Origin of the sequence: Pseudofrankia asymbiotica (assembly GCF_001983105.1) — a bacterium.
In the GTDB taxonomy this organism is placed as follows: Bacteria; Actinomycetota; Actinomycetes; order Frankiales; family Frankiaceae; genus Pseudofrankia; species Pseudofrankia asymbiotica.
This window is the reverse complement of sequence record NZ_MOMC01000031.1, coordinates 1-25918: the sequence shown is the minus strand read 5'-3', so window position 1 is coordinate 25918 and position 25918 is coordinate 1. Positions and strand designations below refer to the sequence as shown.

At 72.5% G+C, this 25918-nt stretch carries 17 protein-coding genes and 1 pseudogene; 10 read left to right on the top strand and 8 right to left on the bottom strand.

The features are described from left to right. Positions 1-25: 25 nt before the first annotated feature. Positions 26-1717, bottom strand: a complete 1692-nt coding sequence (locus BL253_RS16100; protein WP_076817759.1) for a glycerol-3-phosphate dehydrogenase/oxidase — start codon at positions 1715-1717, stop codon at positions 26-28. Between the two features lie 256 nt (positions 1718-1973). Here BL253_RS16100 and BL253_RS16095 point away from each other — a divergent pair, with 256 nt between their 5' ends. From BL253_RS16095 to BL253_RS16075, 5 genes are all read left to right on the top strand, one after another. Next, positions 1974-3791 carry an FAD-binding oxidoreductase gene (locus BL253_RS16095; RefSeq protein ID WP_076817758.1) on the top strand — a complete coding sequence of 606 codons (1818 nt, stop codon included), beginning with the start codon at positions 1974-1976 and terminating at the stop codon, positions 3789-3791. Positions 3792-3909: 118 nt separating this feature from the next. Beyond that, a complete protein-coding gene (locus BL253_RS42915; RefSeq protein ID WP_198946279.1) occupies positions 3910-4068 on the top strand; it encodes a hypothetical protein in 159 nt (52 codons plus the stop codon). Between the two features lie 142 nt (positions 4069-4210). Next, positions 4211-4984 carry an SDR family NAD(P)-dependent oxidoreductase gene (locus BL253_RS16085; protein ID WP_076817756.1) on the top strand — a complete coding sequence of 258 codons (774 nt, stop codon included), beginning with the start codon at positions 4211-4213 and terminating at the stop codon, positions 4982-4984. 266 nt (positions 4985-5250) lie between these two features. Next, complete coding sequence (locus BL253_RS16080) at positions 5251-6783, top strand: DUF2993 domain-containing protein (protein ID WP_241834841.1); 1533 nt, start codon at positions 5251-5253, stop codon at positions 6781-6783. Positions 6784-7410: 627 nt separating this feature from the next. After that, positions 7411-9978 carry an ATP-binding cassette domain-containing protein gene (locus BL253_RS16075; RefSeq protein ID WP_076817754.1) on the top strand — a complete coding sequence of 856 codons (2568 nt, stop codon included), beginning with the start codon at positions 7411-7413 and terminating at the stop codon, positions 9976-9978. 81 nt (positions 9979-10059) lie between these two features. Here the strand turns inward: BL253_RS16075 and BL253_RS16070 are convergent, their stop codons facing one another. Both BL253_RS16070 and BL253_RS16065 read right to left on the bottom strand, forming a co-directional pair. Continuing rightward, on the bottom strand, positions 10060-11337 hold the full coding sequence (locus tag BL253_RS16070) for a cytochrome P450 (RefSeq protein WP_076817753.1): 1278 nt from the start codon (positions 11335-11337) through the stop codon (positions 10060-10062). A gap of 10 nt (positions 11338-11347) precedes the next feature. Continuing rightward, on the bottom strand, positions 11348-11812 hold the full coding sequence (locus BL253_RS16065) for a 2,4'-dihydroxyacetophenone dioxygenase family protein (protein WP_076817752.1): 465 nt from the start codon (positions 11810-11812) through the stop codon (positions 11348-11350). A gap of 1000 nt (positions 11813-12812) precedes the next feature. Here BL253_RS16065 and BL253_RS16060 point away from each other — a divergent pair. Continuing rightward, positions 12813-15026 carry a protein kinase domain-containing protein gene (locus tag BL253_RS16060; RefSeq protein ID WP_076817751.1) on the top strand — a complete coding sequence of 738 codons (2214 nt, stop codon included), beginning with the start codon at positions 12813-12815 and terminating at the stop codon, positions 15024-15026. Positions 15027-15119: 93 nt separating this feature from the next. Here BL253_RS16060 and BL253_RS42290 read toward each other — a convergent pair whose 3' ends face one another. Then, complete coding sequence (locus BL253_RS42290; RefSeq protein ID WP_158230364.1) at positions 15120-15740, bottom strand: hypothetical protein; 621 nt, start codon at positions 15738-15740, stop codon at positions 15120-15122. A 110-nt stretch (positions 15741-15850) separates the two neighbouring features. Between BL253_RS42290 and BL253_RS16050 the strand changes: the two genes are divergently transcribed. The 3 genes from BL253_RS16050 to BL253_RS16040 all read left to right on the top strand — a co-directional run bounded on the left by BL253_RS16050 (position 15851) and on the right by BL253_RS16040 (position 20555). Beyond that, positions 15851-17197 carry a M20 family metallopeptidase gene (locus BL253_RS16050; protein WP_081438363.1) on the top strand — a complete coding sequence of 449 codons (1347 nt, stop codon included), beginning with the start codon at positions 15851-15853 and terminating at the stop codon, positions 17195-17197. A 36-nt stretch (positions 17198-17233) separates the two neighbouring features. Continuing rightward, positions 17234-18349, top strand: coding sequence for an ArsR/SmtB family transcription factor (locus BL253_RS16045; protein WP_076817747.1), 1116 nt, complete (start codon positions 17234-17236; stop codon positions 18347-18349). Between the two features lie 247 nt (positions 18350-18596). Further along, a complete protein-coding gene (locus BL253_RS16040) occupies positions 18597-20555 on the top strand; it encodes an MFS transporter (protein WP_158230363.1) in 1959 nt (652 codons plus the stop codon). A gap of 101 nt (positions 20556-20656) precedes the next feature. Here the strand turns inward: BL253_RS16040 and BL253_RS16035 are convergent, their stop codons facing one another. From BL253_RS16035 to BL253_RS16025, 3 genes are all read right to left on the bottom strand, one after another. Continuing rightward, the gene (locus tag BL253_RS16035) at positions 20657-21520 is read right to left on the bottom strand and encodes a poly(ethylene terephthalate) hydrolase family protein (RefSeq protein WP_131831500.1); all 864 of its coding nucleotides are present in this window, start codon (positions 21518-21520) and stop codon (positions 20657-20659) included. A gap of 1101 nt (positions 21521-22621) precedes the next feature. Continuing rightward, entirely contained in the window at positions 22622-23731 is a 1110-nt protein-coding gene (locus BL253_RS16030; protein WP_241834840.1) for a nucleotidyltransferase domain-containing protein, read from the bottom strand. Positions 23732-23824: 93 nt separating this feature from the next. After that, complete coding sequence (locus tag BL253_RS16025) at positions 23825-24688, bottom strand: alpha/beta fold hydrolase (RefSeq protein WP_076817743.1); 864 nt, start codon at positions 24686-24688, stop codon at positions 23825-23827. A 563-nt stretch (positions 24689-25251) separates the two neighbouring features. On the opposite strand from BL253_RS16025, the pseudogene BL253_RS43770 reads away from it, so the two are divergent. Next, a pseudogene (locus BL253_RS43770) lies at positions 25252-25545 on the top strand (SAM-dependent methyltransferase); the annotation flags it as partial. Between the two features lie 73 nt (positions 25546-25618). On the opposite strand, the gene BL253_RS16015 reads toward BL253_RS43770, so the two are convergent. After that, a partial coding sequence (locus BL253_RS16015) for a WD40 repeat domain-containing protein (protein WP_420801675.1) occupies positions 25619-25918 on the bottom strand: 300 nt, incomplete at its 5' end.

Genomic DNA, 25918 nt, shown 5'->3' with positions numbered 1-25918 from the left:
GCCACCCGCCCGGGGCCGAGACCGGTCAGACCCGGTCGCCGGCGACGAGGTCGATGAGCCGGGCCGCGCGCGGCGCGGCCGCGGCGCGGTCCGCCGCCACCAGGCCGATCCGGGTGCGCCGGTCGAGAAGGTCGTCGACGTCGAGCGCGCCCTCGTGCCGCAGCGCGAACAGCAGCTCCGCGCCCGTGGCGGACATGCCCGCGGCGACCGGCGCGAGCAGATCCGGATCGCCGCCCGCCTCGGCGAGCACGGCCGGTGCCTCGGTGCCGTACCGCTCGACCAGCCGCCGCGGCGCGGCGACGGCGGCGAGCTCGGCCCGCGGCGCCGCGCCGACCAGCGGCAGCCTGGCGGTGCGGCACGCCCCGGCGTCGAGGCCGGCGTGCGCGACCGCGGCGTCCACCGCGTCGCGCGCCATCCGGCGGTAGGTCGTCAGCTTGCCGCCGACGACGGTGACGACGCCACCGGGGCCGACGAGCACGGCGTGCCGGCGGGACAGGTCCGCGCTGCGGGACGAGCGCGGGAGCGAAGGCGCGGAGTGGACGCCCGACGAAGGAGAACGGCCGCGTAGCGAGTGAGCGACGGAGTGAGCCAGCGACGCCGCGCGGCCCCCCACGCCCCCCGTGGCGCCGGCGGTGTCCGCGACGTCGAGGAGCGGGCGCAGCCCGGCGAACGCGCCGAGCATGTCGGCCCGGTCCAGCGGAGCGTCCAGTACCCCGGAGACGATGCCGAGCAGCTCCTCGACCTCGGCGGCGGTCGGGCGCGGCACATCCTCCACCGTGTCCGCCGGGACGTCGGTGAGTCCCACGTAGACCCGGTCGTCGTCCTGCGGCAGCACCAGCGCGTAGCGGTTGCGCTCGCCGGGTATCGGCACGGTCAGCGCGGTGCGGGTGCCCCCGAACGCGCCCGCGGCGACCACCAGGTGGGTGCCCCGGCTCGGGCGCAGCCGCACCTCGGGCGCGAGCGTCCGCGCCCACACCCCCGTCGCGTTCACGACCGCGCGGGCCCGCAGCGAGAACGTCGAACCGGTCAGGGTGTCCTCGACGAGCGCCCCGGTGCCGTCGAGCGTGCGTACCCGCAGCCGGGTGAGCACCCGGGCGCCGTAGGCCGCGGCCGTGCGCGCGATCGCGACGACGAGGCGGGCGTCGTCGACCAGCTGGCCGTCCCAGTAGAGCAGTCCACCGCGCAGCCCGGTCTCGCGCAGCGTCGGGGCGAGCTGGTGTGCCTCGACGGCGGTGAGCCGTCGCGGCGGCGGCAGCGTGCCGCTGGGGGTGCGCGCGGCGTGCCGCAGCCCGTCGGCGACCCGCAGGCCGGCGGTCATCATCGCCGCGTCGGTGCGCCGCACGGCCGGCGTCAGCGGCACCATGATCGGTACTGGGTGGACCAGGTGCGGCGCGGTCCGGCGCAGCAGGATGTCCCGTTCGGTGGCGCTCTCCATCGCCAGCCCCAGGTCGCCGCTGGCCAGGTAGCGCAGGCCGCCGTGGACCAGCTTCGAGCTCCACCGGCTGGTGCCCCAGGCGAGGTCCCGCGCCTCGACGAGCGCGACCGACAGCCCTCGGCTCGCGGCGTCGAGGGCGACGCCCGCACCGGTCACCCCGCCGCCGACGACCAGCAGGTCGACGACCTCGCCGCCGGCCAGGCGGGCCAGCTCGCGCTCGCGGCGCGCCGGCGACAGCGACCCACCCGGCGCGGGTGTCGAAATGGGGCTGGCCCCGTTCATCGCGTCCTCCCTCTGCCGCGCCTGGCGTTGGGTGTGGCGTCGGGGTGCGGCCTCGCGACACCAGCGTGCGTGGTCGGCCGGGCAGCGTCCACCCTGACGTTCCCAACGACCCCGCCTTTCCAACGACGCAGGTCCGCTAATCGGGGCCTTACGGATGAACGTGGTGGTGGTGACCCTTGCCACACGACTCCAGGCGCCCGCCTGGGGCCTGGCGCGGCGGGTTGCCAGCCGGGTCAGGGGGAGCAGAGTTGGTGGGGTGACCGAGTCGCGCAATCCGCCGGACAGCCTCCGCCAGCGCCAGGCCTCGCCCTCCTCCGGCGGGCGCGAGCGGGCCGATGGCCCCGATGGCCCCGATGGCCCGGATGACGCCGGCGACCTGGCCTGGTGGGGGTGGGGGAGCCCCGACGAGCGGGTGGAGCTGCCCACCGCGGTCCGGGCGCTGCTCGTCGACGGGCTTGGCTTCGCCGAACGGCCGAGCGCGCCGGTGGATCTCGATGCCGTCGAGCTCCCGCCGTCCGGGCTGCCCGGACCGGCGCGCGGCGACCTGGCCGGCATCGTCGGCGCCGAGCACGTCCGCGACGACCGGGAGACCAGGATCCGGCACTGCCGGGGGCGCTCCACGACCGATCTGCTCGCGCTGCGCGCCGGCGATGCCTCCGCCGCCCCGGACGCGGTGCTGACGCCAACCGGCCACGACGAGGTCGCCGCGGTGCTCGCCGCCTGCGCCGAGCACCGCGTCGCTGTCGTGCCGTTCGGCGGCGGTACCTCCGTCGTCGGCGGCCTCGCGCCCAGGAGGGCCGGCTTCGCGGCCGTCGTCGCGCTCGACCTGCGCCGGATGAACCGGCTGCTGGACGTCGACCGGGTCTCGCTCACCGCCACGCTGGAGCCGGGGCTGCGCGGCCCCGCGGCCGAGGCGCTGCTCGCCGAGCACGGCCTGACCCTCGGCCACGTCCCGCAGTCCTGGGAGTACGCGACCATCGGCGGCTTCGCCGCGACCCGCTCCAGCGGGCAGGCATCCAGCGGCTACGGCCGGTTCGACGCCGTCGTCGTGGGGCTGCGGGTGGCGACCCCGCTCGGTGACTGGGAGCTCGGCCGGGCGCCGGCCTCCGCGGCCGGCCCCGACCTGCGCCAGCTGGTGCTCGGCTCGGAGGGAGCCTTCGGGGTGATCACCGCGGTGCGGGTACGAGTGCGCCCGATGCCGGCGGAGCGCCGCTACGAGGGCTGGCGGGTCGACACGTTCGCCGCCGGCCTCGACCTGATGCGCGAGCTGGCCCAGCGCGACCTGCTCCCGGCGGTCGCCCGGCTCTCCGACGAGCTGGAGACGGCCGCGGGCGCCGCCACCCCGCACGGCGCCGGCGAGCCGACCGGAGAGGGGGCGAACGGCGCCGGCGGGGACGGCGGGGACGGCGCCGGTGGGAACCCTGGCTGTTACGTCGTGCTCGGGTACGAGGGGGAGCCCGAGCGGGTGCGTCGGCGGGCCGCGGATCTCGCCGAGCTGCTGAGCGCCCGCGGCGCGCGCCCACTGGGCACCGAGGTCGGCGACGACTGGGTGCGCGGACGGTTCCACGGCCCCCGGCTGCGCGACGCGCTGCTCGACGCCGGCATGCTCGCGGAGACGCTGGAGACGGCCACGTTCTGGTCGGGGCTCCCGGGCCTGTACGCGGGCGTGCGCGACGCCCTCACCGAGGTCTACGCCGCCGCCGGGGTGCCGGCGGTGGTCCTCTGCCACGTCTCGCATCTGTACCCGACCGGCGCGTCGCTGTACTTCACGCTGGTCGCCGGCCACAGCGACGACCGCGTGGGCCTGTGGGCCAAGGCGAAGGCGGCCGCGAGCGACGCGATCGTCRCCGCCGGCGGGACGATCACCCATCACCACGCGGTCGGGACGGATCACCGCCCCTGGCTGGGCGCCGAGATCGGCGACGTCGGCGTCGCCGTGCTGCGCGCGGTCAAGCAGACGCTCGACCCCGCCGGCATCCTCAACCCCGGCGTGCTCGTTCCCGAACGGTCCGCGTCCGCGCGACAGCCGTCGGCGGAGGGGCTCGGCGCGTCCGGCGCGGGATCGATAGGCTGACACCACCGCCTACGACATTCGGTAGAACCGATGGTGACACCGCCGACGGTGGTATCGGTGTGACCAGGCGGGCGCTTGAGGATCTTCCCCCGTTGTGGGGGCGCGAGAGGGGTACGCAGTGGTAATCGGGGCAGTAGTGATCTTCGCGCTGTTGATGGCGATCCCACCGCTGATCGTCTTCCCGCCGATCATCTACTACTACCGGAAGTCGGCTCCGCTGCGCGCCCAGGCCGAGCTCGACCGCACCCGCAGGGCCCGCGAGCTCGCCGGCCGCTGACCGGCCGGCCCGGCCGGCCGGGCCGGCGGTCCGCCGGCCGGGCCGCGGGCCGGCCGGCGCGGGTGCGTCGACGGAGCCTCGTTCGAACAAATTTTCGGCGCCCTGGTCGTGTGTTGACGTAGGGACAGTCCAAGATGGACCCATGCCACGGGACACCCCGGCCGCGGCGACGGTCACGGGCGCGGCCGCGTCCACGCCCGAGCCCGCGCCGCCGTCCGTGCCCGTGACGCGTGGGCTGGTGGTCGTCGGTCCGGGCGCCGCGTTCGGTACCGAGCTGCTCGCCAGGTTCGGGCGGGAGGGCTTCCGGCTCGGCGTGGTGGCCCGTTCCGCGGACACGCTCGACCGGGTGGCCGGGGAGCTCGCCAGCGCCGGGCTGACCATGCGCGGCGCGGTCGCCGACGTCACCGACGACGCCGCCCTGGCCTCGACGCTGGAAAGGCTCGCCGAGGATCTCGGCGGCCTGACCGTGCTCGTCTACAACGCCAAGCTCTCGATCCGCGGCAGCGCGCTCTCCGTCCCCGCCGAGGTCCTCAACCAGACGCTCGCCGTCAACGTCACCGGCGCCCTGACCGCGGTCCAGGCCGTCACGCCGCTGCTGGTCGACCGGGTCGGCGCGACGATCCTGGTGACCGTGGCCGGCAGCCGCACCGAACCGCCCAGCGGGCGGTTCGCGCTCGCGGTCGGCAAGGCGGGGCTCGCGGCGCTGGCGGCCGCCGTGGGCCCGTCGCTCGCCGACCAGGGCGTCCGGATGCGCACCGTCGTCCTCGACGGCAAGGTCGGGCCCGCCGGCCCCCTGCGCCCGGAGGTGGTCGCCGACCACTTCTGGCAGGCCTACGCGTCACCGCGTGGCGCGGTCTTCCGCCTCGCCCCACCCGGCCTGCGCCGGTCCGCCGCCACGCTGCCGCTCGAGGTCTGACGGGCCACGTCGGCTCCCCGGGCCGCTCACGGTCCGCGCGCGGTGCCCGCTTCCGCCTTTCCTCGGGAGCGGGACATCACCTCGCGGATGGCGGCGGGGCGGTGACGCTGGGAAGCGTCGGAAACTGGACACCCGCACCGTGGTAACGATCACCCCCTCGGCGCTCCAGGGAGGGTCTGGACGTGGGACCATCCGTTGGATGAGCCGACGGGGTGGGGAAGTCCTCGCGCGCGTGGGTCGGCGCGGCCCTGATGGGAGATGACCCCGTGAACAACCCAACAGACGACGAGGCGTACGAACCCGGCGAGGTCGCCCGGGTCCGACGCGACTCCGCGGACAGGCGCGGGCGCCCGAACCGCCCGGGTGCGCCCAGCGCGCCGCCGCCGCCCCCGGAGTCCTTCCGGCCGGCCGGCCCACCGCCGCCGGCGGACTGGTTCAAGCCGGCGTCCGGCCGCCCCGCCCCCGGCGGCGCCGGGGGCGACGAGACGGCCCGGCCACGGCGCGACGCCCGCGGCCCGGGCAGCAGCGGCTACACCTCGCAGCCCGGCATCCCCGTCGAGCGGTACCCGACCCCGCGCCCCGGTGAGTTCCCGCCGCCGGTTCCGCCGACTCGCCGCACCCAGCAGCCGGCGTCGGGCGGCACGCCCAGGCCCCAGGAACGCTCCGGCGGGGAACGCCCCGGCGGGGAGCGGCCCACCGAGTACATCGGCCGGGTCGGCTCCGGCGGGGCCGCCGGCGCCCGGACCTCGGGTCAGGGCGGCGGGGCCAGCAAGCCGACCGAGCAACTGGGTTACGGCCAGCGCGAGGACGAGGACGAATACGTCGACCCCGCCGCCAGTACCGAGTTCAACGAGCCCTACTCGCCGACCCCGGCCGGAGGCTGGCAGGACGCCCGGGCGGACGGCGGCGGCTGGCGTGACGGCACGGGCGGCCCGTCGGCGCCAGGGTCCGGCACCGGCGGCACGCCGATCCCGGGCGGCGAGCAGAAGCCACCGAAGCGGCGGCGTAAGCGCGGGCGGCTGATCGCGCTCATCGTTGTCATCCTGCTGCTGATCCTGGCTATCCCGGTCGACCGCCTCGCGGCACACATAGCCGTGGGCCAGATGCGCAAGCAGGTCGAGGTCGCCGTCGCCCAGAACATCAAGGACGGGCAGCAGCCGCCGATCGTGCGCAGGGTCAGCCTCGGCGGCTTCCCGTTCCTCACCCAGGTCCTGTTCGGCAAGTTCAAGGACATCGGCGTCTCGCTGGAGAACATTCCGACCACCGCGGACGGGCCGGAGATCTCCGGCGTCGACGCGCACCTGAAGGGCGCGCACGTCCCGCTCGGCGACGCGATCTCGAACAACGTCGGCAAGGTTCCGGTCGACAACGTCGAGGCGACCGTGCGGATCGACTACGACCAGATCAACGCCTTCCTCAAGGACAAGCCGTTCCACTGGCAGCTCGCCCCGGCCGACGGCGGCAAGAAGGTGCAGATCACCGGCTCGACCACGCAGTCGGTGCCCTTTGCCGGACAGGTCGACGTGACGCTGACCGGCGTCGGATCGTTCACGGTGGAGAAAAATCAACTCAAGATCACCCCGTCCGGTCTCAACGTCAAGGTCGGCACGTCGCTGGGCGGCCTCGGCGGTGGCGGCAGTGTGCCGATCCCGACCGAGGCCACGGTGCCTGTCCCGTTGCCCCTGCCGGACAATCTGCCGTTCGACCTGAACATCGTCGACGCCAGCACGACGGCGACCGGTCTGTCGGTGTCGGCGACGGCGAAGAACGTCGTGCTGCCCGCCCAGTCCGGTAAGTAGCGCGGTTCCCGCCGCCTGATCCGGTCTGGCCATGTCGGCGAGGCCGGATCTCGGCGGCGGTCCGTGGCGGCGGGCGAAGTTCGCCGTGGTCACGGGTCGCTCCGGTGGCGGACCAAGGTCAGGTCAACGACAGACCCGGGTTGACCGGCTTCGAGCGGAGGATGCTCGAACCGGCCCGATCCGGATAGCCAGTCCACGGATCGGTACCGTCGTCGAAGCGTGTGCGCGGCCTTCGGGGGAGCGTTCGTGGGACCGGTCGCCAGGCAGGAGGAGCGGAATCCGGATGGTGGTTGGTGAGGTCGTTGGCCTCACGGCGCGTGGCCGGCCGCGGTCGTTGCGCGCCAACAGGTCTCTGTTTCTTGGTGTCCCGGTGATGAGATGTCCGACAAACGGGTCGCGCGGTCACCCGGCTCGGGTGGGCCCCGGAGTGCGACGCTACGATCTGCCACAAGATCGGTCGTTTCGTGACGAGGTTGGTCTGGTAGTGACACCGTCGAGCTACCCGTCCTGGGTGCCCGGGATTTCCCCGGTCCCGGGCGCGCCCACCGCCGGTGGGCAGACGGTTGTTGGACAGAACGAGCTCGGCGGGGCAGCCCGGCCAGCGTCCCGTCGTGAAGGGGGAAACACGTGTCTACGGCCGTTCTGAGGATCAGCAGCGAGGCCGGTCAGGTCATCGTGCCGACCGGGCAGCCACGGTTCATCATCGGCCGGGCCCGGAACGCGGACTACGTGATCGCGGACAGCCGGGTGTCCCGGCAGCACCTCATGATCGAGGAGACGCCCGACGGCTGGGCCGTGCGGGACGTGAGCTCCAACGGCACCTGGCTCGGTGGCCAGCGGATGCTGCAGACCGTCGAGGTCCGCGGCGAGACGCTGTTCCGGCTGGGCACGCCGACCGGTCCCGAGGTCACCATCCTCAGCGAGTTCCCGTCGCAGCGGTCGCCGTACGACTACGGCGGCGACGCGGACATGCAGACCATGCTGCCGAACCAGGCGGGCTACATCCCGCCGCGTTCGCCCGGCGCCAACCGGCCGACCCGGCCGACCCGGGGCGACGACCTCGACTACCAGGACGCCCGCTCCGGCGGCTACCGCCAGGACGACTACGCCCAGGCGGAGCAGAGCGGGCACACCCGGCTCGACCGTGAGCACGAGCGCAGCAAGACCTACCCGCTGCGCCAGGGCACGATGACGATCGGCCGCGGCCGCGACAACGACATCACCATCACCGACCTGCTCGCCTCCCGTCACCACGCCCAGGTGTCCGTCCGGGGCAACAACATCGAGCTCGTCGACCTCGACTCGGCGAACGGCTCGTTCCTCAACGGCAAGCGCGTTCAGCGGGGCCGGGTCGGCCAGGGCGACGTGATCGCCGTCGGGCACCACGTCTTCCAGCTCGAGGGCAACCTGCTCGTCGAGTACGTGGACTCCGGTGACGTCAGCTTCGAGGCCGACGGCCTCAACGTCTGGGCGCCAGGCGGCGGCAAGCAGCTCATGCACGACATGACGTTCCGGCTGCCCGGGCGGGCGCTGCTCGGCGTCGTCGGCCCGTCGGGCGCCGGCAAGTCGACGCTGCTCAACGCGCTCACCGGCTTCCGCCCGGCGGACAAGGGCACGGTCCGGTACGCCGGCCGGGACCTCTACGACGAGTACGACGAGCTGCGCCGCCGGATCGGTTAYGTGCCGCAGGACGACATCCTGCACACCTCGCTGACGGTGCGAAAGGCGCTCGAGCTGGGTGCCGAGCTGCGATTCCCGCCGGACGTGACCCCGACCGAGCGTTCCGCCCGGATCGACGAGGTGCTCGGCGAGCTCGGCCTCACCCAGCACGCGAACACGGTCGTCTCCCGGCTGTCCGGTGGCCAGCGCAAGCGGACCTCGGTCGCGCTCGAGCTGCTGACCCGGCCGACGTTGCTGTACTTGGACGAGCCGACCTCCGGTCTCGACCCGGGCATGGACCTCAACGTCATGGAGTCGCTGCGCAAGCTCGCCGACGACGGCCGCACGGTCATCGTCGTGACGCACTCCGTGCTGCAGCTCGACCTGTGTGACTACGTCCTGGTGCTCGCCCCCGGCGGCTACGTCGCCTACTTCGGCCCGCCGCAGGACGCGCTGCCGTTCTTCGGCGAGAGCAACTACCCCCGGGTCTTCCGGGGGCTGGAGGCGACGCCTGGCGCCGAGTCGGCGGCGACCTTCCGCCAGTCGCGGCACTACGTTCCCTCGGCGGTGACCGCGCCGTCGGCGCGGCCGGCGCCGGAGGAGCTGCCCAGCATCCGGCAGCAGTCGGTCGGGAAACAGCTGATCACGCTGAGCCGGCGAACATTCGCGGTCATCGCGTCCGACAAGGGCTACCTGCGATTGTCGATCGCACTGCCGTTCGTGCTCGGCGCGATCCCGCTGGCCATCGGCGGTGACTTCAAGGACACCAACGACAACTTCACGCCCAACTCGGACGCGCCCACGATCGTCCTGATCATGGTGTTGTGCGCGTGCTTCATGGGCATGTCGAACTCCATCCGCGAGATCGTCAAGGAACGCGAGATCTATCGCCGAGAACGGGCGATCGGCCTCTCGCGGGGCGCCTACGTGGGTTCCAAGGTCGTCGTACTAGGGGCCATCTCGGCGCTGCAGTCGATCCCGTTCACGATCATCGCGATCGGCACCCGGCTACCACCGGACGCGCTGCTCGTGAACACGCTGCTCGAGTTCATGCTCGCGGTGTTCGTGGTGCTCTTCGCCTCCGCCATGGTCGGCCTGATGATCTCCGCGCTCGTGGACAACGCCGACAAGACGATGCCGCTGATGGTGGTCGTCACGATGATCCAGCTGGTGTTCAGCGCCGGTATCGTGCCGGTGTCGGGCACGCCCGGCCTCCAGCAGGTCGCGGTCATCTCGCCGGCCCGGTGGGGCTACGCGGCCATGGCGTCGGTCGGTGACTTCAACCTGCTCACCAAGGCGGGCCTGAAGCGTCCGGAGACCAAGAACGGGAAGCCGGTGGCGGGCAGCGAGGTGCCGGTCAACCCGCGGGCACCCGAGCGGGACGCGCTCTTCGACCACACGGCGAAGCAGTACGTGACCGACGTGGGGGTCGGCCTCCTCGGCGCAGCCGTGTTCATCGGCATCGCCTCGAGGCTGCTGCGCCGGCTCGACCCGAAGTCGAACAAGAAGCGGGCCAAGGCACCCGCCAGCGCCTGACTCAGGTCCCGACCTCGCGACCGACGGCGGCGGACAGGCTCCTCCCTTGTTGTGGAGGACGGTCCGCCGCCGTCGGCGTTCTCAGGATGTTCCGGCGGGGGTGAGCCGGACCGGGAGTGACTTCAGGCCGTTGTTCAGATTGGAACGGACCCGGACGGGTGGGCCGGCCAGCTCGATCGCGGCGAACGAGGAGAGCAGCTCCTCGAGGAACACCCGGCCCTCGAGGCGGGCCAGATGGGCGCCGAGGCAGAAGTGCTCGCCCTTGCCGAACGACAGGTGCCGGTTGGGGGAGCGGCGGATGTCGAAACGGTCCGGGTCCGCGAAGACGGTCTCGTCCCGGTTGGCGGCGGTGAAGTAGGTGGCGAGCCGGTCACCCGCCCTGATCCGGACACCGCCGACCTCGGCGTCGGCGGCCGCCGTTCGCCGGAAGTAGTGCAGCGGGTTCGCCCAGCGCAGGATCTCCTCCACCGCCCCGGGCGCGAGCGACGGGTCGGCCCGCAGGTCGGCGAGCTGGTCGGGGTGCGTGAGCAGGGCGAGCAGCCCGGAGGACAGCATCGTCTGGGTGGTGTCGTTGCCGGCGGTGACGAGCTGGACGAAGAAGCTGCCGTAGTCGAGGTCCGACATCGTCCGGCCACCGAAGTCGCCGGCCAGCAGCAGGCCGGTCAGGTCGTCGCGGGGCGGCCGCGCGCGCCGGCCGGCGGCGAACCCGGCGGCGTACATCGCCATCTCGACGGTCGGCGCCGCCGCGCCCTCGCCGCCGCCCCCGCCCGCTCCGTCTCCCTCGGCGGCGGCTCGGTCCGCGCCGCCGGCGTCCTGGCCGCGGTTGAGGGCCTCGGCCAGCCGATGGACGTAGTCCCAGTCCTCGCGGGGCAGGCCCATCAGCTCGCCGACGACGCGCGTGGGCAGCTGGCCGGCGACCTCGCCGACGAACTCGACCTCGCCGCCTCCGTGGCCGCGCTCGGCGGCCTCCCGCATGATCGCGCGGGAGGCGTCGCGCACCCGCCCCTCGAGCATGGCGATCGCGCGGTGGGTGAACCGGTGCGCGAGCGGGCGGCGGTAGTCCCGATGCCGCGGCGGGTCCATCGCCAGCAGCATGCCCCGCATCTGGGCGAGCCGGTCGGGTGGCAGGTCGTCGAGCACGACGCCGCCCTTCTCCGAGCTGAACAGCTCGGGTTCGCACAGCACGTGCTCGACCTCGGCGTAGCCGAGCACGGCCCAGTAACCCGGGGCGGCGGGGCCCGTCGGCACCTCCCGCCAGTGGACGGGCGCCGCGCGCCGCAGCGCGGCGAACGCCTCGTGCGGCGGGCCGGCGAGGTAGGTGTCCGGGTCGTAGAGGTCGGCGAGCGCGCTGGTCGTCATCGCGCCGCGGTCAGCCGACGAGGACGTTCGGGCGGCCGAAGCCCTGCGCCTCGCAGAGCGCCACGTAGGCGGCCAGCGCGGACGGGCCGTCGGTCACCGACTCGACCTGCCCGTCCGGCCGCAGGTTGAGGTTGCAGCCGTACATCTGGAACCAGGCCTGGGTACCGTCCTCGACGCACATCAGGGTGTGTACGGAACCCGCGGGCTCGTAGAGGAACGACCCGGCACGGTTCACATAGTCGTACTCCTTGTACTTCCACGCGCCGGAGATGGTGTAGCCGTACACCGGACCGGTGTGCCGGTGGGTCGCGACCTCATAACCGGCCTGGAAGATGTTCTCCACGATCCATAAGCCCTCGTCGGCGCGGACCTGGATCACCTTGAGCTTGTTCCCGCCGCCGATCTCGACGAAGGGCAGGTCGCCCGCGCCGACGTGGACCGCGGGYGGGGTGCTCGTGCTGTCAAGAACCGTCATGGCATATGCCTTTCCGCGCCGTAGACGTTGGATTGGCAGCGGACGCTACGTGGGCGACAAAGGCCGGTCAAGGGACCACTCGCGGAGCAAAGGCCGGTCCACGGATGCCGGCCGCGGCCCGAGGCTATTTCTTCGCGCTGTGCAAACACGTATTGTGGCGCCAGGCGAGTGAGCGAGCGAGTGAGCGAGCGAGTTAGCGGTGCTGTGCCGCCGTGGTGCCGTGCCGCCGTGGCGCCGTGCGGAGCACGCCGCCAGCGGTGAGGTGGGAGACTCCGGCCAGCGCGTCGGACCGCGCCAAGCGGTGCCGGGGCACGCCGGGCGCCGGTGAGAGCGGCCGCCGGCCAACCTTTCGAGGAATACTCGGAAACCCGTAAAGATACGAGGTCGGCGCGGCCTGTTCGCGGTGTGCTGGTACTGGCTGGACCGTCTCCCAGAACCGGCACGTGGGGGGCGTCAGTTCGGGTCAGCGGCCGGCGGTCCAGCCTTCTCCCACCACTGCGCCCTTGTCGGGCGGGCACCAGCTCGCGGGTTCGATGCCGCCAGGCGGCCGAGCGGCGGATCGCTGGGGGCCTTCGGTTCTCGGCGGCCGTGACCGCCGCGGCCGGGGCCGGCCGCCGCGGCGGGTGCCGGCCGCCGCGCGACGCTGATCCGCGCCGGTGCCCGGTAAGGCATCGATCCGCGGCGTCGCGGTGGACGTTCAGTCGAGAACTGGACATTCCGCGCCACTCGGATACCGACGTGGCTAGTGACGCCCCGAGGTGCCATGGGGTGGCGGCCGGATCGTGCCGCCTGCCAGGCATGGGATGGCGCCGGGGCGCCGGCCGGCGCCGTCCGCGGATCTCCGCTCAGGGCCTTCCCGCGCCGCTGTCGTGGCAACGACTGCGCCGGTCTGGTTTCCCGCCCATTGGTAGAAATCGCCAGACGGTAGCATTCTGCCCGCACGGGATCGTCATTCTGGGCCGTCGCGTGGCCGGCGTCCGTTAGGGAGAGAGGTGGGGCGATGACGTCGTCAGAGGCGAACGTCAGCAGCCGCGCGACACCGCTGGGCGAGAACGACCCGCGGACGCTGGGCAACTACACGCTGCTGGGCAAGCTGGGCCAGGGCGGCATGGGAACCGTCTATCTGGGGCGGTCGGAGCTTGGTCGGCTCGTCGCCATCAAGGTCGTGCGGGCCGACGTGGCCGACGACGCGCAGTTCCGTAGCCGGTTCCGCCAGGAGGCGGCCACCGCGCGCCGGGTCGCCCGGGTCTGCACCGCCGAGGTCCTGGACTTCGACCCGGAGGCCGAGCAGCCCTACCTGGTCACCGAGTTCATCGAGGGCCCGACGCTGCAGTCGTTCGTCAGCCGGGGCGGCCCGCTGGCGGACGCGAACCTCGAGCAGCTCGCCGTCGGCGTCGCCGCCGCGCTGCGCGCCATCCACGCCGCCGGCATCGTGCACCGCGACCTCAAGCCGTCGAACGTGGTCCTTTCCCCGTTCGGGCCGCGCGTCATCGACTTCGGCATCGCGCGGGCGCTGGACTCGGGGGCCGGCCTGACCGGAGACCTCCAGCAGCTCGGCACTCCGGCGTTCATGTCGCCCGAGCAGGTCCGGGGCGACCCGATCACCTCGAAGGCCGACATCTGGGCCTGGGGCGGCCTGGTGACCTTCGCGGCCACCGGCCAGTACCCGTTCGGCGCTGGCAGCGCGCAGGTGCTGCTCTTCCGGGCGCTGAACGAGGAGCCGAGGCTCGACGGCGTCGACCCCGCGCTGCGCCCGATCGTCTGGGACTCGATGCGCAAGAACCCGTACGAGCGACCGAACGCCAGCCAGCTGATGGACCGCCTCCTTGGCGACGCGGGTGACACCGGCGACCAGAACGAGCAGGTCACCAACGTGCTCGCCGACTGGAAGGTGCCCCCGGCCCCGGCGGGCGGCAGGGGCCCGGCCACCAGCGGCGGCCCCGGCCAGGCCGACTACGCCACCCTCGCCGCCACCCGTCCCGGCCAGCCCGCCGACGAGAACTACGTCCCGACCCAGGCCGCGACCCGGTACGCCGACGCTCCCTCCGTCGGCGCCCAGCAGTATGGACATCCCGGGCAGCCGCAGTACGGCCATCCCGGCCAGGCGCCGGCCGGACAGCCAGAGAAGCGCCGCGGCCGCAGACCGCTCATCCTCGGCATCGTCGCGGCCGTCGTGGTGATCGCCGCGCTCGCCGCCGTGCTGCCGATGGTCCTGAAGGACAAGGACAAGTCGAACGACCCGAGCGCGTTCCTGCCCCGATCGGCCGCCCCGCTGGGCCTGGACACCATGGTCCTCGCCCAGAAGGTCGGAAGCGACCCGAAGTACCACATCGTCACCGCGCAGGTGCCTGACCCCGACAACCCGGCCGCGGGCGGACCACCGATCACCCAGTTCAAGCCCGTCATCAGTGGGCCTGACGACCTGTTGCTCCCGGCCATCAGCCCGGACCGCCAGACGATCTTCTACATCGATCAGGGCGTCAAGAACACCATGATGGCGATCGCGGCCGACGGATCCGGCCAATCGGTCCCGTTGTTCACGTCGGGTCCGGCGGCGAACATCTCCATCGTTCGGGACGCCCGGCCGTCGATCTCCCCTGAGGGCAAGTTCGTGGTGATCCGGTCGACCACCGACGAGACCGGCCAGGCGCGACCGGGCCTCTACATCATCGCGATGGACGGATCCTCGGTCCGGAGGCTGGACACGGCACCGCAGGCGACCGACCCCTCCTGGTCGCCGGACGGGGAGCGGATCGCTTACTGGTCGAGCGAGACCGGCGGCGACCGGGGCTTCCTGGTGGTGATCTCGGCCGAGCCGGGCTCCAAGGCGGTGCCGCTCAACAAGGCCGAGAACGCCACGACCGGCAACCTCGACGCGGACCCGACCTGGTCGTCGGACGGCAAGCAGCTCGCGTTCAGCCGACTGGTGAAAGGCAACGACAGCAACGGCGGCACCGACGAGCTCGAGGTCTACGTGATGGACGTGAGCACCAAGAAGGTCGGGGTGGTCACCAAGGAGCGCGGCGCCGACGACCAGGACCCGGCCTGGTCCCCTGGAAGCAGCAGCATCCTGACCTTCACGTCCAACCGGGACCCGAACAACCCAGGCGACCGCGAGATCTACATGACCAACGTCAGGGACGCGGACAAGCCCGACCGTCAGCTGACCACCGGCCACGGCTACCACGGCCAGCTCCGCTGGGACTCCCGCTGACCGACACCGGAATCTCCGTCCCCTAGCGATCCTCACGACGGCGGCCGGCCAGAGCGCGCGACGCGCTCCGGCCGGCCGCGGACCGAGGTTCGGTCAGCGCCTGCGAATCAGGCGGTAGACCAGGAACAGCACCACGACCAGGACCAGGATGATGACGACCCCGATGGTGATGTCGGAGGCGTCGCGCTCCTTCTTGGCCTCGATTACCGGCGTCGCCGCCGCGGCGGCACTCGCCGATACCAGCATCAGCACCGCCGCCGCCAGCACCACCTGGCCGGCCCGGCGCGCGTGGCGCGCGAACGCCGTCGCCCCGAGCCTCGAGGACTGGCCAGCGTCGCCGCCGTCGATTCCGCGGCGTGCCGGCCAACCAGCCGGGTGGCGAGCCTGGCGCTGCTCGGTCGTCGCCGTTGCGATGTCGTTCGTCATCTGTCCCCGCCGCTCGTAAGGGTCTCCCAGTACCGACGTCCTGTCCGGCGGGCACGTTGCCCACCAGACCGCCTTACGGCCGGATCCGTCGAAACTCTGGGAATGCGCCGAAATGCTAGCGGCTTCCGCCCGCACCTCGTTCGGCCGGCGGCCGGCCAGACCACGCCGGCCGCCGGCCGATGACCGCGCGTCGCGGCGTCCAACCAGCCGCGGTTGCCGGCAAGCTCGTCTACGAGCCTGGCCATGGCCGGATAGGCGGTTACCGCGGTCGCGGTAACCGAAGGCCATCCGTGCCACCGAGGCCGCAGCATCGTCGTCACGTGGCGAATTCACCGCACGTGACGACGCGTCGGCTCGCACGACGCGCGTCGCCTCGAGTTTCGTGCGACGGGAGTTCCATGTCCGCCAGTCCTGCCAGGCCCACCTTTGACCGCGGCCCAACGCTGGAGAGCCTGACCGCCGAGCTCACAGTGCTACGGCCCCGAATGGACGCGGTAAGCCTGGCGATCCACACCAGCCCGGAGCTGAAGTTCGCCGAGTTCCACGCCCAGCGGACGCTGACCGACTGGCTCGCGGAGTCGGGCTTCACGGTGCGGACGCCGGCGGGCGGGCTGAAGACGGCGTTCGTGGCTGTGCACCAGGGAAGCCGCCCCGGCCCGCGGATCGCCGTCCTCGCCGAGTACGACGCGCTGCCCGGAGTCGGGCACGGCTGTGGCCACAACCTCATCGCCGCCGGGGGAGTGGCCGCGGCGATCGCCGCGGTACGAGCGCTGCCCGACCATCCGGGCACGGTCGCCGTCATCGGCACGCCCGGTGAGGAGATGGGCGGCGCGGGCAAGGTACGGCTCGCCGAGGCCGGGGTGTTCGACGGGGTGGACGCCGCGGTGATGTTCCATCCGGGCGACCGGTCGCTGACCACCCGGCCGGGGCTCGCGGCGGCGCACCTGCGAATCGCCTTCACCGGGGTGAGCGCACACGCGTCGACCTCGCCGTGGCTGGGCCGCAGCGCGCTGGCCGGAGCGCAGGTGTTCCTCACCGCGCTCGACGCGATGCGCCAGTTCGTGCCGCCGACCGCCCGGATCCACGGCGTCGTCGCCGACGGCGGGCAGGCGCCGAACGTCGTCCCGGCGCACGCCGCCGTGGATCTGTACGTGCGGGACCGCACGGCGGCCGAGGCGCTGGAACTGGTGACGCGGGTCCGCCGGGCGGCCGAGGGCGCGGCGCTGGCGACCGGGACGCGGGCCGAGGTAGGCGAGACTGGTCCGATGTACGCGGAACGCCGCGACAGCCTGGTGCTGGCGGAGCGCTTCGCCGAGGCGGTGCGTGCCCTCGGCGTGCCCATCGCCGCCGGCGGGCCGGACAGCCCGGCGGGATCCTCCGACATCGGCAACCTCGGGCGGCTGCTGCCGGTCATCCATCCCTACATCCAGATCGCCGAGGCGGGGACACCGGGCCATTCCGAGGCGATGCGGCTGGCGGCGGGGACCCCCTTCGCCCACGACCGCACCCAGGTCGCGGCGGCCGGGCTGGCCCGCGTCGTCACCGGCCTGCTCACCGACCCGGAGCTGCTCGCGGCCGCGCGCGCCGAGTTCGCCGCGACGCGGGCGGAGGTCACCGCGCGGGCGGACGCCGTGGCGCCGGGGATCGAGGACGAGAGGCCGGGAACCGAGAACGCGGGGCCGGGAACGGAGAACGCGAGGCCGGAGCTGGAAGCCGTCATGGCCGGCGGGGCGGCCGGCGGGTGACGAGGTGAGTCGCGGGCGACGGTGTCAGGCCCGGCCATGTCGGTCGTGATCGTTTTGGACGGGGCCGGTCCTGACCGGTTCCCCGTCGCCGTGTCGCCGCTGGCGGAGCTGGCCGCGAGCCTGCACGTGCTGACCGAACACGCGCACCACGCCGACCACGCGGGCTGGGCGGCGGCGGTCGTCCGGACAGCCCCACCCGCCTTCCGGGCGGGGCTGCGCCGCTTCGCGCCGCTGTGGACGGCGCTGCGGTGGCGCGCCTTCTACCCGGGCCTCGGCGGGCCGGCGCCGGGCGGCTCCGTGCCCGGCGGGCTCACCCTGGATGTGCCGCTGTCCCAGCTGTCCCTGGACCGGTTCGCCGAGCTGACCGCCTACACCTGCGTCAGCGGATACCGCGGCTTCGACTTCAGGCGGGTGCTGCGCGACTCCGGCCAGGCCGCCGTCCTGCGCCAGACCGCGGCCGCGCTGCCCGAGCCCCATCCAGCTCTCGCCGACGACCTGCTGCGTGACGCCGAGCTGCTGCGCTCCGACGTCCTGCGCTTTCTCGACCTGTGCCGCCAGGTCTTCTTCGGCACGCTGTGGGCCGCGACGGAACCCGTTCTCACCCTGGCCGCGCACCGGGTACGCCGCCTGCTCGCCGACGAGGGCCCGGCGGCGGCGCTGATCTCCCTCAGCCCGTCCAGCGCGCGCCTGACGCGTCCCGCGGGGCTGGCAGCGGGTGGTCCCGCGCGGGTCGTCTTCGACAAGGTGCACCACGCGGTGCTCAGCCCGGCGCGCACGCCGGTCCTGCTCATCCCGACCCGGTACGGCACTCCGCACCTGCTGGTGAAGAACGAGCCCAGGCTGCCAACCGTCGTGCACTTCCCGGTGCGGGCCCCGGTGGTGAGCGTCACCCTGGCCCGCGCCCGCCTGCTCGCGCTCACCGACCCGAGCCGGGTACGGCTGTGCCGGCTGATCGCGCGCCAGGCCATGACCACCGCCGACCTCGCGGACCGGCTGGGGATGACCCGACCGCAGGTCTCCCGCCACCTGCGGGTCCTGCGCGACCTGGAACTGGCGCGGGTGGAGCGCAGCGGCCGCTACGCGCACTACCGGCTCGACCTCGCGGTGGTCGAACGGATCGGCCGGGATCTCGCCACCGCCCTGCAGTTCTGACGCCGGCCGCCCCGCGCCTGCGGTTGGCGCTCGCCACGGCGATCCACGAGGTTCCAGGCCGTCGCGTCCTCGATCCAGAAGCGGCGCCGACCTGGATCCTGGCGCGGGTGTTAGCAGGGCGACATGTCGGGTCAGCACCAGTGACCGGGGCGTCGACAGCGGGGACGCTGGTTCCCGTGACGACAGACGACGGCCCCGCGCGGTGCGCCCGCCCGTGTGTGCCCGGTCCGCCGCGGAGGTGCCGGCCGTGACCCTCCCGGCGGTCACCGCTCCCTGGCCAGGACGCACGACGCGGCCGCGGCGAGGTGGTGCGGGTGAGGGGGCGCTGCCGGTGGTCGGCTGGCTGCTGGCGCTCGCCGTGGCGGTCGCCTTCGCGGACGCCTCGATCGTCGTGCTCGCCGCGCCGGAGCTGCTCGCCGAGTACGACTCGACCGTGTCGGCGGTCTCGTGGGTGGTGACCGGCTACAACGTCGCGATCGTGCTCGCGGCGGTTCCCGTCCTGCCGCTCGTGCGCAGGCGCGGCTGGCTCGCGCTGACCGCCCTTGGCCTGGTCGTGTTCCTCCTCGCGTCCCTGGGATGCGCCACCGCGGGCTCGCTCGGGTCGCTGACCTGGCTGCGCGTCGTCCAGGGCGCCGGCGCGGCGTTCCTGCTCGCCGGCTCGCTCCCGCTGCTCGCGCGGCTCGCCGGATCGGACAAGGCGGGCCTCGCGGCCTGGTCGGCGGCGGCCGCGGTCGGGTCGGCGCTCGGGCCCGCCGCGGGTGGCCTGCTGACCGAGCTGTTCAGCTGGCGGGCGATCTTCTTCGTCCAGGCCCCGCTGGCCGCGGCCGCGATCGTGGCGCTGCCGCGCGCCGCCCGGGCCGCGCCCCCATCCGCGCCCGCCGTCGTTCCGGGCCCACCCGGCCTGGCGCACGCCGGGGAGACGCGGCCGTCGCGGCTGGTCGCCGCGCACGTGGGGCTGGCGCTGGTCTCGGCGGCGCTGGTCGGCGCGCTGTTCCTCGTCATCCTCCTGATGATCAACGGTTGGGGCGCGACGCCGCTGACCGCCGCCGCCGTGGCGACCGTGCTCCCGGTCGGCACCCTCGCCAGTCGCTACGTCACGGCCGGGCGCCGGCCGCGCACGCTGGCGCTGGCCGGCTGCGTGACCGTCGCCGGCGGGCTTGCCACCCTCGCCCTGGTCCCCGACAAGGGCTGGGCGACGGCCGCCGCCGCGCTCGCCGTGACCGGTTTCGGCCTGGGGCTCGCGGTCCCCACACTCACCGAGGCGTCCATCCGTCTCGGCCCGCGCCTGGCGTTCGACGGCACCGTCTCGGTCGCCGCGCGTCACGCCGGTCTCGTGCTCGCCCTCGCCGTGGTCACCCCCCTGCTGGCCTCCTCGCTGACCACTCGGCTCGACGACGCGATCATGGCTGGCACCGAGGCCGGGCTGAGCGAGCCCGTGCCGCTGGGCGACAAGGTCTCGCTTGCCCGCTCGCTGGGGGAGGCACTGGGCGACACGCCCACTGGAGAGCTGCCCGACCTGGACAAGGTGTTCGACCAGGTGGCGCCCGACGGCAGCCTCGACACCCTCGAACACACCCTGTCCGGCATCATCACGACGGCGGTCACCGGCGCCTTCCGGAACTCGCTCGCCCTGTGCGCCCTGTTCGCGCTCCTCGCGCTGATACCGGCGTCGCGGATCGGGCCAGGGCGATGGTCGGTACCGGCACCGCGCGGGCCGACGCCACACCCTGCCCGCCCTGCCCGCCCTGCCCGCCCTGCCCGCCCTGCCCGGCTCGGACGGGCGACGAGGGCGGTCGCCGTCATCCTGGCGCCCGTGCTGGCGATCGCGCTCACAGCTTCGACGTTCCGCTCCGGTGGGCGGGGAACCCTGTCCGTGCCCGATCCCTGCACGACCCAGCCCGCGTTCGCGCTCGGCGGCGCCGACGGGTTCGTCCAACAGGTCGCGCTCGACACCCTCGACGGGGCGGCCTGTGAGCTCAGGACGAGCCGGGCCGCGCTGCTGCTGACCCTGCTGCCGGAAAGCGGCCAGCCGCGGCTGCCCCTCTCGAACGGCGAGCTCACACCCGCCATCCGGCAGGGCCTCGGCCATGCCGTCGACCGCCGCGACGACGACGGCGACCTCCCGGGGTGGGCGGCGACGGTGCTACGGCTCGCGATCCGCGTCGGCCCGGTCGGCTGGCTGGTGGACCAGCTGCGCGCGGACTGACGACTCCGCGCAGGATGGGACGCGACCGACCGGACAGAGGAGAACGTGAGTCTCAGCCTGGGCGTCTTCGACATCTTCGCCTACACGGTTCCTGGCTCGCTCTACTTGGCGGCGCTGTCGGGCCAGTTGGTGTTGCTGACGAGTTCGGGTCGCGCGCCGCCGAACGCTGCCGCCGCCGTGGCATCGCCACGCAGTTGGGCGCACAGCCACGCGGTGACGTAGCCGAGGAAGCCCGCGGGGCCGTAGCGGTCCTCGATGGAGCTGTGGTCGGCTTTCCTTCCGTCCGAGTTCTGGATGAGGCCGAGCACGGCGTGGCCCGGCATCTGGTTGTAGAAGRCACGCTCGGTCGAGACGCTCGCGATCAGCGAGTCGAAGACGCCGTGCGTCGCGACGAAGAAGGCCGGCTGGCTCAGCTGGGCCGGGTCGTACATGCAGTCGTTCTTCGTCGGGCAGTCCGGGTTCGCCGCGACCCAGATCTTGTTGGGCAGGGAGAACGTGACGACGGTGTCAATCAACGTCCGGTTGTTGGTGGCCGCCCGGATCGCGCCGCCAGCTCCCTGGGAATGGCCGGCCGCGGCCACGCTGTCGACGTCGAGGCGGCCCTGGAAGACACTCCCGCCGGCGCCGGCCTGGGCGATCAGGTAACGCACCGCCGCCGCCATCGCCGTGCCGCTGCCGGTGTTCGGCCGCACCGGGGCGATCACCGTGAACCCATACGACGCCAGATGGCTCAGCAGGACGCAGTACAGGTCGGGGGCGCCACCGGTACCGTTTCCCCAGGTGATGATCGGGCTCAGGAACCCGAGCGTCGAATAGTCAGCGGGACGGAAGACCTGGTACTGCGCGGCGCCCGCGGCGTCCGCCACGACCTGGGTCGTCGTGGCGTACTGACCGGCTGGCGAGAAGCTCGCCTCCACGAGATGAGCTGGCGTGGCCGCCGTCTGGGCGGAAGCCGGGGGGCACACGAGCGACTGCGCGATTATCAATACCGGCAGAACAGGCGCGATGCGAGTGAGCCAGGTCCGGAACCTGCCTGGAGCCTGGCGCGCGGTGGCGTGAGCCTGGTGTGCGGTGGCGCCGTCACGGTAACCAACCGATGTCGCTGAAAGTAGTTGCATCACGCCACCTCTTCCGCGTCCCGTGATCCACCGGGCAACTTGCTGTTAACGCGTTGTCCATGTATCGATCAAGGACTTTGGGTGACGAAAAGTCAACGGTCAAACAATTAGTTCTCGACGCAAGATGCCGTAGGCGAGATGGGTGGAAGTGGTCCGAGGCGGGAGGCTCGGCCGCGGTGCCCTTCTGAATGATCTACCGACATCCCTCTGAACAGGTCGTTGTCCAAAGTGGGGTGGGTGGGCGGGTGAGGGCTGCCGCGTCCACGCGGACGTCGGCTGCTGAGTTGGCTCTCCGAGTGATGGCACTTAAGTGCCGAGGCCTCCACACTCGATTCTGACTCGCTGTGACGCCTGGACCGGGCATCTGGTTGGCTCGCGGCGAGCCCGTGTTGCGCCCGCGTATCGGTTCCTGCGCGTCGATAGCAACGGAACGCACTCGCCATCCCTGGCTTCGACGGCCTTGATGACCGGATCACGTGGGACCCATGCCTTCACGATGTTCGGCGCGATGGCCGCCGCGTTGTCCCGCACCGGGACCGTGGAGTGTTCGGGCCTGATGTCGCCGCGGTCCGCGCGGGGCTTGATGTCCAAGGGAATCGCGCATCGGTGAAGGCCGCCGGCGGTTCGTGGTCGGGTCGTCGTCGGTGACGAGGCCACGTCGACCGGCCCTGTCCAGGTCGACCTGACCGACGATGGCTGGACAGGTCCCCTTGACACGAAAACGCTGGACGGGCTTCTCGCCGACGGAAAGGTCACATCCACCTCCCCGCGTCACAGCCCAAACCAGCGATACCGCCGCGCGACCGTAGAGGCGACGGCCTGACGATGCCCCACCCTGCCGGGCCAGGATGGAGCATCGTCACCGCGCAGCACGACGTCTCGTGACGTTCCACTGGTGACCCGACCTGCGCGGCCGAGTCCAGGGGCCGCCCGGCCGGTTGGGCCGGGTCAGGCGGAGGTCCAGCCCCAGTGGCGGCGGTGGGCGTCGGTGGACCAGTCGCTGATCGCGGCCAGGTCTGGGGATGGGGGGAGCGGGGTGCGGCCGGTCTCGAGCAGAGTGGTGATCTCGGATTCGACGGTGGCGATCTCATCGAGGACCCTGGTGACGTCGCGGACCTCGCCACGCTTGACCCGCAGGACCCGTTCGCGTTCGTCATCGGGCATGGGAAGCGTGAGGCGGCCGTGGGTGGCGACCTCACGACCCTGGAACGCGAGCCGCAGCGCGTGCGAGGCGAACTTGACGTCGTAGCCGTACCTGGCGACCAGTTCCGGGCGCGCCCGCCCACCGTGCCGCGCCGCCAGGCCCCTGCCCGCGGGCGTGGCCTGACCGCCGATGCGGGCCCGTTGACCTGCGAGATAGCCCAGGAAACGGCGTACCGCTCGCTGGGAGAGGACAGCGGGCGCCAGCGCGCGCAGTTCCTCGCCCAGCGGCGTCAGAACCACGACCGCGTCCGCGGGTGCGTAGAGCGGCAACAGGGCGGTCGGGTTTCCCTGAGTGGCGAGCCGCAGGTACTTGCGGAGGGCGTAAATCACCAGGTCGGTGTCGCCGGGACCGGAACGCGCCCCTTCTGGCTGGGTCCGGTACACATAGTGCTCGAACCGGCCGGCCATTCCCAGGACATGGTTGGCGGGCTCGACGAAGATACCCATCTCGTCGTGGTCGTCGGTCCCCGCGATCGCGATCCCGTGCAGCCCGGAGCCCACGACAGTCCGCAGGATCTCCCCGGTCAGGGCCAGATCCCGGTTTCCGTACTCGGTGTGCGCCGCGGTCGCCGACATGCCCCGACCATCCCACACAACCTGGCCGGTATCGAATGATTTGCGCCGGCCGCGGACGGCGATCAGGCGCGCATGCCCCGCCTGCAGGAGGTGCATGCGCTGCCGCTGTTCCTGGGCTCTCGCGACCGTCTCGTCGCCCTCGGGCGAGGATCCCTGTGCGTACTTGGGCGAGAGATTTCCGTCCGTGCCCGGCGGGTCGTTGGTGTGAGGCGTTTCGACAGAGCCGTACTGCTTGCGATGGTTGGCGAGGATCGCGTACGCCGCGCCGATCATCTGCATGGCTCTGGTGTTCGCCGGGTCGTTTCCGTCCCGGCTTGGGGGCGCCGCGGACCGGGCCGCCTGGTCTCTGGCGTGCCGAACAACCCGAAGACCTCAGGTGAACGGATGTTCCGCGTCGAGGAACCGCGCCGCCTGGCTGACGAACAGGTCGGGGTACTGGAAGATCGATCCGTGGCCGGAGTCCGGGTAGAGGACCAACTGGGCGTTCGGAATGTGCTGGGCCAGGATGTAGGAGTTGATCGTCGGGATCATGATGTCTCGGCGGCCGTTGACCACGAGGGTCGGCGCCGTGATCCGGGCCAGCTCCGAATAGCGCTCGCCTCGCTGCTGGGCCCACTCCTCCATGGCGGTGAGCTGGGCGACCATCGTTTCCTTCGTCGTCAGCGGGTCGACGTCGACAGTGCGCCGGTGGCGCCGCTCCCAGAACGCCCGGCCGGCGGCCTGGCTCGTCTCGGACGGTTCGAAGAACAGGTAGAGAAAGTCCCCCAGGGTCGGCACCTCGTTCCGGGTGGCGACCTCGATCATGTCGGGCGCCGTGCCCTCGACCTCACCCGCGCGCGGCTTGAACCCAGCGATGATCAGACGTCGGACCAGCTCGGGGCGACGCAGTGCGAGCTCCTGGGCGACCGCCCCGCCTATCGACAGCCCCAGCACATCGACCCGCGCCAGGCCGAGCGCGTCGACGAACTGGGCAGCGTTGTCCGCCATCGTGTCGAACATGTCCGGTGTCTCGCCGGTGGAGCTGGCGACCCCCGCGTTGTTGAGGAGGATCACCTCCCGGTGGGCGGCCAGCCCGTCGGTCACCGCCGGATCCCAATGGTCAAGCCCGCCACGAAAATGCTGCAGGAACAGCAGGGGTGTTCCGGTACCGCCGCCGAACCGCCGGTGGGCGTAACGGACGCCGTTGGCCTCGGCGTACCGGGTAGGTGCGGACACATGGGAAAAACCCGTCGTCATAGCTCGTCCTCCAGGCGAAAGATGTTAATCAGGACCGCGTGGCGTAGCGACTTGGAAATAGGTGATGTCGCGATATCCAGCATTGAGCGGAACGTGTGCGCGCCGTTCCCCGGGGCGGCCGGCCAGCAGATACCCGTGGATGAGAACAACGGGGTTGTGCCCAGTGGCGTGGCGGGGGTAAGCCGCCGCGCCGCCAGGCGAGGCCGCGGTGCGGGCACCTCGCGTCAGCCGACGCTCTCGGAGATGCGGGGCCGCGAGGGCGAGGTGCTCGACGCGGGTGACGCGGGCGGCATGGCCCGAACGCCATGGGGCCGCGGCGACAGGCGGCGGCGAACGGGACGGCGACGACGTCGTCTTCTCGCTGGGCTGCTGCCGACGGCTGTGCGGCGGCCCGGTGCTTAGCGCGACACCCTGGAGACGCGGCGTCTTCGCCGGTTAGGGTGAATCGTGTCGATCGTTGGCCATGAGGGGGCATTGTGGCCCAGACGGACGGTTCGCAATCGATCGGCAGTCCTGACTGGGACTGGACGAGTTCGGCACAGGGCGTCCCGGTCCGGGATCATCTGGACGCCGGTCAGGCGCACACGGCCCGCATGTACGACTACTACCTGGGTGGCAAGGACAACTTCCCCGCCGACCGCGAGGCCGCGGAACAGGTTCTCGCCGCGTTCCCGGACRGACGGACCGGTGCCCAGCAGAACCGGGCRTTCATGCACCGCGCGGTCCGCTACCTGGCGGGCGAGCTGGGCATCCGCCAGTTCCTCGACATCGRCACCGGCATCCCGACCAGGCCGAACCTGMACGAGGTCGCGCAGCAGATCATCCCCGAGGYCCGGGTGGTCTACGCGGACAACGACCGTTTCAAGTCGGGTTGTACACACGCTCGCTGGGGTTCGCGGCCACCCCTCAGCCACAGCATGGGCGTGGAGATCAAGTGATCGCCCACAGGCACACCGTCTCGTCGCCAGAGAAGGTGGCGAGCAGGGCGCTGTCCGGCGAGAACACCCCTTGCGACGCCACGGCGGCGAGAGTGGCGCGTTCCCGACCGTTGGGCATATCCCACAGCCGGACCGCGCCATCCCGGGAGCCGGTGGCGAGCAGGGCGCCGTCCGGCGAGAACACCCCCGACAACACCGTGTCGGTGTGGCCGGTGACAGTGGCGCGTTCCCGACCGCTGGGCATATCCCACAGCCGGACCGTCCCGTCTTCGTGGCCGGTGGCGAGCAGGGC